Below are 8,827 nucleotides of genomic sequence, written 5' to 3' on the forward strand. Positions count from 1 at the left end.
TATCCCGGTCTCACCAAGGCAATTTCTGCCACCACGATGGCCTTTGAGACGTTGACGATGGCCGTGGGCGCGATGGGAGCATTTCGCATGATCACGGGGGGCGGCTCTGCGGTAGCGGCGGGCGTCGCTGGAGAGGCGGCAAGCGTTGTCGGTGGCGTTAGCAAAGCGGGCGTCGCGACCGAGGCTGTCTCAATGGGTGCGAAGGCCATGAAGGGCGCCAAGCTCTTCGGCAAACTGGCCGCGCCGCTGCAGATTGCCACGACTGCCTACGAGGCGTGGAACGTCGCCCATGACGACACGAAAACCGCTGCACAAAAGCACGCTGCCTACGTTGGCGTTGCTGGTAAGGCCATCGGTGGTGTCGCTGGTGCTATGGCAGGCGGCGCGGCTGGTGGTGCTGCTGGCGCGGCCATCGGCTCAGTGGTTCCCGTTGTCGGTACGGCCATCGGCGGCGCAGTTGGAATGGCTGCTGGAGCCGTGGGCGGTTACTTCGGCAGCGGCTGGGGCGAGAAGCTGGGCAAGATGATCGGCGATGCCCTTTTCGCGGAGAAGAAAACCGAGAAGGCCGCCGCACCACAACCAATCGTCATCAATCTCGATGGTCACCAGATCGCCCAAGCGGTGAACAAGGTGAACCAGCAAATGGCGGAGCGTCACTGATATGGCCTGGTCAGAGAATCTATTCGACGCCTCGTTTCGTGGCGTGCCCTTCGAGTGTTTGCGCGCCGACGATACGCTGGATCGTTCGGTGTCTCGCTACAAGTATCCGAACGTCGACGGCGAGGATATTGAAGACTTGGGCCAAAAGGCCCGCGAAGTGTCAATGACGGCGGTACTCTTCGGCGACGACTACGAAACGCAGATGCGGCAGTTGCTCAACGCGCTGGCCACCAAGGGGCCCGCCGAGTTGATTCACCCGATCTTCGGCTCGATGCCGGACATGCAGTTCTTGGGCGGCCACGTCTCTCACGACGCAGAGAACCGGGACTCCTGCCGAATCGACATGAAGTTCGCGGCGTCCAAGCCCGGCAACTTGCTCTACACGGGCGAGGATCCCCCGCAGAAGGCTGATGCCACTGCGCAACTGGCCAACGACGCACAGTCCGCTGCCAGCGGCATTTTTGGAATGGCCGTCGATGCCCTGAAGGCGGCAAAGGCTGGGATGCAACGTTTGAACGCGTTTCGCGACAACATGCTCGACACAGTCTCGCCGCTGCGCTCGTTGGTCATCGGGTTCAAGACGGTCGGTCTGGACTATTTGGCGTTTCCCAGCGCGTTCGCATCGGACATGATCGGCCTGACCAGCGGCATGAACCTCATGCATGCTTTCTCTGATGGGCTTGAAATGTCGGACTGGAATGCCCTGGGAAAGCAGTCGAAATCGGTTGTGTCGATTCCCGCCGCTGCGGCCAAGGGCGAGACCGTGGTCATTCCGGGAACGCCCAATGCCAATGTGGTGACCGATACGCCGTTTGATCCGACTGCGCCTTACTCACCACCGCAACCGAGCGCTGTTGTGGCCGACCCGAGCGACGTGCAACTGGTGACGATGCTGACCTCGGTGATCGTGGCGTCGCAAACGACCCAAGTGGCCTCCGACGTGTTGGCGAATCAGGCGGACACGCCGACGCTCACACCTGACCAGATCGAACAGATTGCGGACGACACCCGTGGTCAGATTCAGGACGCGATTGACCTGGCGACCACCAGCATGACGGTTGAGCAATATCGACCCATCGTTGAGCCGCTCAAGGACGCAGCCCTGTCGCTGCAGCAATTGACGGTCTCGGTGATGGATGCGATGCCGCCGATCATCACCCGCACGGTTCCCATGGATACCAATCTGACGCTTCTGGCGTTCGATTGGTATGGCGACGCGCAGCGCTCGGCCGAGCTGCTGCGCCTGAATCCAGCGCTCAAGAATCCCAATTTCATTACCCGAGGGGAGGTGCTCCGTGGCTTCGCACGATGAGACGGTAACGGTGATGGTCGGTGGCAAGTCGCACAGCCAGTGGACTGCGTATTCCATCGATTCCGATTTGCTGATTCCTGCCGATGCGTGGGATGTCCGGCTAACAAAGCCTGCGGGCAAGATGCCGGACAACATTCAGCGTGGTGCGTCCGTTCAAGTCAAGGTTGGTGGCGAGACGGTGCTTAGCGGCTTTGTCGATCGCGTGAAGCGGCGAACCGGCAAAGACGGCAAATCGCTCGCGATCAGCGGGCGAGATATGGCGAGCGTTCTGCGTGACTGCTCGGCACCGATATTCACCGCCAAACAGGTCACGCTGGCGGAGGTTGCTGCGACGATCGTCAAGCCGCTTGGCATCACCAAAATTCGTATTCAGAGCGCAACCTCGCCGACACAGTGGGACAAGATCAGCGTCGAACCGGGGGAGTCCGCCTGGGACGCGCTTGTGCACGCAGCGGAAGGCGAAGGACTGTGGCCCTGGTTCGAACCGGACGGCACGCTGGTGATTGGTGGGCCGGACTACAACGCGCCACCAGTGGCGAGCCTGGTGTTGCGCGACGATGGGCGCGGCAATAACGTCGAATGGTTCGATGAGGATCTGTCGAATTCCGAGCGGTATTCCGAGGTGACCGTGTTGGGGCAGGCGCACGGCACTTCGCACGGCGCTGCGGCTGCGGCCATCAAGACGACGGTCAAGGATACGAGCGTACCGACCTATCGCCCGAAGATCTTCGTCGATCACGACGCACCCAATCTTGCGGCTGTGCAGTCACGAGCCAAGAAGATCATTTCCGATTCGGCGCTGGCCGCGCATACGCTGCAGGCGAGCGTGAAGGGGCATCGAACCGCTGATGGTGCACTTTGGAAGCCTGGCCAGCGTGTGCACATTGTGTGGGAAGAGTACGGTGTCGATGCCATCTATTTTCTGATGGGGCGACGTCTGACGGGAGGAGCGTCCGGCAATAGGACATCGCTCAAGCTGAAGGAAGACGGCGTGTGGATTCCGGATGCGCATCCTCACTCTGGGCGCAAACATCGTCATGGCGGCAAGCACGAGAAGCCCGGTTTCATCGTCACGGATGCCACCATTAACGCGAATATCATGAAATGATCGCCGAAATTGACAAGCGCATTTCGCGTGCGCTCGCAGGGGTACGTCGCGTCTTTCGGGCCGTGCTCGGGAGCGTCAATACAGCAGGCCCAGTAGTCATGGCCAGCGGCACCGGCCTGGCTGACGAGCCACTGAGTGATGTGGAGCTGATGCAGCACTTCGGCTTTACCAGCGCACCGCCGCCCGGTTCGATGCTTGTGGTGGTGCCGGTGGGCGGCGCGAGCAGCCACGGCGTTATCGTTGCCACTGAGCATGTGCAACTTCGCATCAAGGGGCTGCAAACGGGCGAGACGGCCGTCTATAACGCCTATGGCGATTACCTGTTGTTTGGCAAGGATCAGACGACCACGCTCAAGACCAAGAATTTTGTGGTGGATTCCGAAACGACGACGATCAAGGCAAGCCAGGGCATCACGCTCGATACCCCCAAGGTGGAGGCTACGCAAGAGCTGGCAGCCGCCGGTGCGATCAGCGGCAGTGGCGGCTTGTCAGTCTCGGGCGGCAGCGGCGCGAATATCGACAAACTCGAAGTCGAAAACGACGCCACAATCGGCGGCAAGTCGTATTTGAACCACACGCACCACACGCCAGACGGCGAGTCAGATCCACCGTCGTGATCGGTTTGCCACAAACGCAAACCTACTGACATCCGCCAGCATCCAAAACTAGCGCCCATGCTCCGACAATATCGACATGGACGCACTCATCGATCCCCACACTGGCGGGTACACCGGCGAGCAGACGAATACGCTGCAAAACGCCGTGTACCTGCGCCTGTCTGTGCCGCTAGGCACATGGTGGGCTGACCGCAAAGTCGGCTCGCTGCTCTACACGCTGGCGCGCTCCAAAGACCTGCCGCGCACCCGAAACCTTGCCGTGCAATACGCCGAACAGGCGCTCGCGCCGTTGATGGACGACGGCCGTGCATCGAAAGTCGCGGTTGAGCCGAAGACCGGCAAGACCGGCGTGATTGTTCTCGTTATCTCCGTCTATCAGAGCAACGGCCAGGTCGACCATTTTGAACATCCGGTGAGGGTTTCCTGATGCCAGCGACCGTCCTTACGCTCGACCAGATCCGCAGCAACATCCTGCGCGAGATTCAGAACCAACGGCCCGAAGCGGACGTGAGTTCTGACTCGGACTACTACGTGCGCGCAAGCGGTACCGCGAGCGCCATCGAAGGGCTGTATCAGTACCAGTCCTATACCGGTCGTCAGTTCTTCTTTGACACGGCCGACGAGCAGAACCTCATCAAGCACGCCCGCATGTACAGCATCGAGCGTAAGCCTGCCGTGGCTGCCAGCGGGGATCAAGCTGTTGTTTTGACAGGTGTTGCTGATACGCCTGTGGCGTCTGGGCTTTCGCTCAAATACCGCGACGGTACAACGTACACGACCACGTCAGGTGGGCAGATCGGCGCTGACCAGACGCTGGTTGTTGGCGCTACGGCCGATGTGCCGGGCACCGCGTCAAATCGCGTTGCTGGCGACGCGATTACGCTGACGGTGCCGCCGATGGGCGTCAATGCGGCCGCAACCGTTCAAAAGCTGCTCGGCGGTGCCGACATCGAGTCACTGGAAAGTCTGGCCGCCCGTGTCGACTACCGCCTTCAGCATCCGCCTGCAGGTGGCAACAAATACGACTACTGGCTGTGGGCGATGGAAGTGCCGGGTGTGACGGCCGCGTATGTCTATCCGTTGCGCCGTGGCCTGGGCACGGTTGACGTTGTGGTGCTGGGCGAGGATGGCTTGCCGTCCGACGAAGTGCTCCAGGCGGTGCAAAACAACATCGACAACAAGCGGCCGGTGACGGCGAAAGACTTTCGGGCGATCAGCCCGACGATCAAGTCGTATGACGTGCGTGCGCTGCTGGTGCTCGATGGCATTTCCATCGAAGACGCCCGAATTACGATCAATCCGGCCATCGCTGCCTACGCGAAAACGATCACTCCGGGTGCGACCGTGATTCGGACTCGCATCGGCGCAGCGATCAGCGATTGCGCGGGCGTGCTTGATTACGAACTGCTGGAGCCGCTTGCAAACGTCGAGCCGCAGGCCGATGCGACGGTGATCGAGTGGTGCCGCCTCGGTGACATCTATCTGGACAAGAAGCCATGAGCCAGCACGCGACGCTGCTGGCCAAGTTGCTGCCGCCGGTTGCCTATTCGCCCAACGATCCGAGCCTCACGGTCGAACTGGCCGCCGAGGGCAAGGCGCTTGACCAGGCGATGGCCGACGCGCGAGTCGTTGAGCTGGGAATCGTGCCGTCGTTCGACGCTATCCAGTTCCTGCCGGATTGGGAGCGCGTTTTTGGTCTTGTGCCAAAAGCCGATGACACGCTGCAACAGCGTATGTCGATGGTGATGTTCATGGCGAACGCCACGGGCGGGCTGTCGATTCCGTATTTCATCGGGCTGGCCAAGGTGCTGGGCTACACGATCACGATTGACGAATTCGAGCCGTTTCGCGTGGATCGGAACCGAGTCGGTGATCCGCTCTTTAGCGAAGACGCGATGTGGCTGTGGCGTGTGAACGTCGAGGGCGCACCGGAGCTGAAGTACTACTTCCGGGTGGGTAAGAGCGCAGTTGGTGAGCGGCTGGCCGTGAGATCCGATCCGATTCTGGAAACCCTGTTCGAAGACCTCAAGCCCGCGCACACGAAGGTGATTTTTCAATACGACGAGGATAACGATGCAGAGAATTAACACCGAAGACGGGCAGTTCGTAGAGGGCACCATCCTCACCAAGGATTGGGCGAACAGTCAGCAGAACGAGCCTGCTCACGTCGTTGAGGCGACGGGCATGCAACTTGACCCGACCGACGATTACCAGTTGCTCAAGGCGATCACGCGATTGGTGAATAGCCCGACCGTACTGAGCGACGTGGGCGGTGCGGCAAACACCTATGCAGCGGTCAACGTCCCTCCGTTAACGGCGGATTCATTGGTGGAAGGGATTGGTCAGCGCGTACGTATTTCGCATACGAATACTGGTTCATCGACGTATGCGCCGGATGGCTTGCCCGATAAGCCAATCGTGGGTTTGGGCCTCCTGGGTCTTCAAGGCGAAGAGCTCGTTGAACATGGCATAGCGACGCTGCTTTACACGACATCGCCATTGGTAAATGCGGGCAATGGTGCGTGGATTCTCGTCATGTGCGCGGGCGGAACGCTGCAATTGCCCCCCGGCAAGGAGCCGCATCATGCGATCACGCTGGAGCAGGCTGACCAGAGATATACGCCGGGCATTGCCGTCATCACTCAAACGGGCGATTTCACTCCAGTGCGAGAAGACAACTGGATAACGATGATTGGTGCCGGTGGCGGAGGCGGGGCCGGTGGGCGCGATATGAGTGACTTCATGATTCCCGGAGGTGGAGGTGGAGCGGGGCAAAGCGTCTACCGATACCACCTGAAATTGCAGGTTGGCGTTCCCGTTCAGGTCACCATTGGTAAAGGCGGCAAAGGGGCCGCAACGGTGCTGGCGCAAACTCCCTCGCCTTTGCCCAGAGGTGGCGCTGGTGGCGCGTCGAGTTTCGGTTCGCATGTGACCTGCTCCGGTGGCGCTGGCGGCGAGGGCGGCTTCACAGGATCGGGGAGTGTTGGTGGCGCAGGCGGATTTGGTTGGCCGGGTGGTGGTTCGGGGCAATACACAGGATCCGCGAATGCCCAAACTACATTTGGCGGAGCCGGTGGAAACGGGCTATTCGGTGGGGGTGCACCTGCCGTCAACGGATATCAGATTACGAATGCCTCTGGATATGGGGGCGGTGGCAGCGGCGGTGCCCTTTATTACATCAAAGAGAGCGATTCTAACGGTGGTGATGGTTTTGATGGCGTTTGCATCGTGGAGTGGTGAACATGAAGACGTTTGCACAGATTCTTTTCGGGCGTCTGCACTGGAAATTTGAGGCGGAAGAACGGCCGGAGTTCGCGCCAGGCTTCGTCGTAACGGAAATATCAGGGTTCGATCCGATGCCGCAGGAAGGCTGGGTGGCCACACAGGGCGGTGACTCATGGACGTTCGCGCCCGAACAGCCGCCAGAGGTTCCGCTAGACGATGCCCGCGCCTTTGCTCGATTGAACATGCGCGCAGCGTGCCGACGTGAGTTGCTTGGTGGCTTTGTGTCTTCGCCGACGAGCGAGGAGCGCACCTATGGCTCGGACGAGGCCGATCAGTTGAATCTTTTGCACGCCGTGATGCTCGCTGCACCGGCAAAGCTGTGGTGTCAGGTCGGGGACCGGTGGGACTTCGTTGATCACGACGCGCAGCAACTTGCTGCCGTGGCCGCTGATTGGGCGGTGAAACGTCAGGCTATCCAGCAGCACTACGCCGACCGGCTGCGCGAGATTGACGCCGCGGAGCGAGCGGAGGATGTCCGGGCGATTGCCTGGTAGCGATCCACGCTTCTCGGCGTCCTGGGCAATAGAAATATCAGAGGAGTCCCAATGGCAAACCCTATCGTTCCGTGGATCGGCGGCAAACGGCGCTTGGCCGAGCTGCTGATCCCTCGCTTTCCCGACCATACCTGCTACGTCGAGGTTTTCGCCGGTGGTGCGGCGTTGTTCTTCCTACGCTCGCCCGCCCAGTGCGAAGTCATCAACGATATCAACGGTGAGTTGGTGAACCTGTACCGGGTGGTGCAGCACCACCTCGAGGAGTTCGTCCGGCAGTTCAAGTGGGCGATATCGAGTCGTCAGGTATTCAAGTGGCTGCAAATGACGCCGACCGAACCATTGACGGACATCCAGCGGGCGGCCCGCTTCTACTACCTGTCGCAGCACGCGTTCGGGGCCAAGGTGCAGGGGGCAGTCGTTCGGGACGGCAACCACCGCGCCGGTGGTGAATTTGTTGAGGATCGAGGAGAACCTGTCGGCGGCACATCTGCGCTTGGCCGGTGTCCAGGTGGAAAACGTGCCCTGGCAGGACTGTGTGGCCCGCTACGACCGGCCGCACACGTTCTTCTACATGGACCCGCCGTATTGGGAGACGGAGGGCTACGGCGTGCCATTTGAGTTCGACCAGTACGTCCAAATGGCCGACGTGCTGGCCAGGCTGGAAGGTAAGGCCATCGTGAGCCTGAACGACCACCCGGCCATTCGGGAGTGCTTCGGCCGGTTCCAGATGGAGTCGACCGATATTAGTTACACCGTGGGAGGCGGCGGTGGCACGGCCCGCCGGGAGTTGATCATCTATAGCTGGGATCGCGCCGCTGAACCGGTCGGGCTGTTCTAGGGCGCGGCAACCTAGAAGTGTCAAAAGCAGTGCGAAATTAGGTGGCGTGACCGTTTTTCGTCTGTGCCAAAAGAAGCGCAAAACAGTGCCAAAACGCGCGCAACGTTACAATCGCATGCCCGGTGTCGTACAAAAGGTCACAGAATTCGTCGGGCAGGTGCGATGGCCATACGTGATAGAGCGCGGGTGGAAGCGACGGGGGGGTCATCCCTGGTCCTCGAGAGCGTGCGGGGGCGGCCCTGCGGTACAGGGCTTAGGCGTGCCTGGAAGTGTATGAGCACACTTGGCGCAGCGAAGCACATGCGCGCTTTTTTCGGGAGGATGTCAGGGGGAATCCGACGGACCCTTCCCAAGGGCCGGATCGGGCGTGGCGAAGTTTCGCGTGGAAACGAAAAAGGGTCTGCAAGCGCAGACCCTTTTTCGTTACATCAATACTTGGTGGGGCGTGAGTGACTCGAACACTCGACCTACGGATTAAGAGTCCGCTGCTCTACCAACTGAGCTAACGCCCCG

The 8,827-nt window shown here is 60.5% G+C and carries 8 protein-coding genes, 1 tRNA gene and 2 pseudogenes; 10 read left to right on the forward strand and 1 reads right to left on the reverse strand.

From position 1 onward, the window contains the following. From PAN31117_RS27320 to PAN31117_RS26660, 10 genes and pseudogenes are all read left to right on the forward strand, one after another. Positions 1-660 (forward strand): annotated as a pseudogene (locus PAN31117_RS27320) (phage tail tape measure protein); the annotation flags it as partial. 1 nt (position 661) lies between these two features. Then, a complete protein-coding gene (locus PAN31117_RS26620) occupies positions 662-1,972 on the forward strand; it encodes a DNA circularization protein (RefSeq protein WP_150740844.1) in 1,311 nt (436 codons plus the stop codon). Continuing rightward, entirely contained in the window at positions 1,956-3,080 is a 1,125-nt protein-coding gene (locus PAN31117_RS26625; RefSeq protein ID WP_150740845.1) for a phage baseplate assembly protein, read from the forward strand. The genes PAN31117_RS26620 and PAN31117_RS26625 overlap by 17 nt, the downstream gene beginning before the upstream one ends. Then, the gene (locus PAN31117_RS26630) at positions 3,077-3,697 is read left to right on the forward strand and encodes a phage baseplate assembly protein V (RefSeq protein ID WP_150740846.1); all 621 of its coding nucleotides are present in this window, start codon (positions 3,077-3,079) and stop codon (positions 3,695-3,697) included. The genes PAN31117_RS26625 and PAN31117_RS26630 overlap by 4 nt, the downstream gene beginning before the upstream one ends. A gap of 76 nt (positions 3,698-3,773) precedes the next feature. After that, on the forward strand, positions 3,774-4,124 hold the full coding sequence (locus tag PAN31117_RS26635; protein WP_150740847.1) for a phage GP46 family protein: 351 nt from the start codon (positions 3,774-3,776) through the stop codon (positions 4,122-4,124). Continuing rightward, the gene (locus PAN31117_RS26640; RefSeq protein ID WP_150740848.1) at positions 4,124-5,197 is read left to right on the forward strand and encodes a baseplate J/gp47 family protein; all 1,074 of its coding nucleotides are present in this window, start codon (positions 4,124-4,126) and stop codon (positions 5,195-5,197) included. The genes PAN31117_RS26635 and PAN31117_RS26640 overlap by 1 nt, the downstream gene beginning before the upstream one ends. Continuing rightward, positions 5,194-5,784, forward strand: a complete 591-nt coding sequence (locus PAN31117_RS26645) for a YmfQ family protein (RefSeq protein ID WP_150740849.1) — start codon at positions 5,194-5,196, stop codon at positions 5,782-5,784. The genes PAN31117_RS26640 and PAN31117_RS26645 overlap by 4 nt, the downstream gene beginning before the upstream one ends. Then, positions 5,771-6,937 (forward strand): glycine-rich domain-containing protein, encoded by a 1,167-nt coding sequence (locus PAN31117_RS27750; RefSeq protein WP_150740850.1) that lies wholly within the window; start codon positions 5,771-5,773, stop codon positions 6,935-6,937. The genes PAN31117_RS26645 and PAN31117_RS27750 overlap by 14 nt, the downstream gene beginning before the upstream one ends. Before the next feature lie 2 nt (positions 6,938-6,939). After that, positions 6,940-7,476 carry a DUF4376 domain-containing protein gene (locus PAN31117_RS26655; RefSeq protein ID WP_442417699.1) on the forward strand — a complete coding sequence of 179 codons (537 nt, stop codon included), beginning with the start codon at positions 6,940-6,942 and terminating at the stop codon, positions 7,474-7,476. Positions 7,477-7,527: 51 nt separating this feature from the next. Continuing rightward, positions 7,528-8,314 (forward strand): annotated as a pseudogene (locus PAN31117_RS26660) (DNA adenine methylase). Positions 8,315-8,750: 436 nt separating this feature from the next. Here the strand turns inward: PAN31117_RS26660 and PAN31117_RS26665 are convergent. Further along, positions 8,751-8,826 (reverse strand) — tRNA-Lys (locus PAN31117_RS26665). Position 8,827 lies beyond the last annotated feature (1 nt).

Source organism: Pandoraea anapnoica, assembly GCF_902459765.1.
GTDB lineage: Bacteria > Pseudomonadota > Gammaproteobacteria > Burkholderiales > Burkholderiaceae > Pandoraea > Pandoraea anapnoica.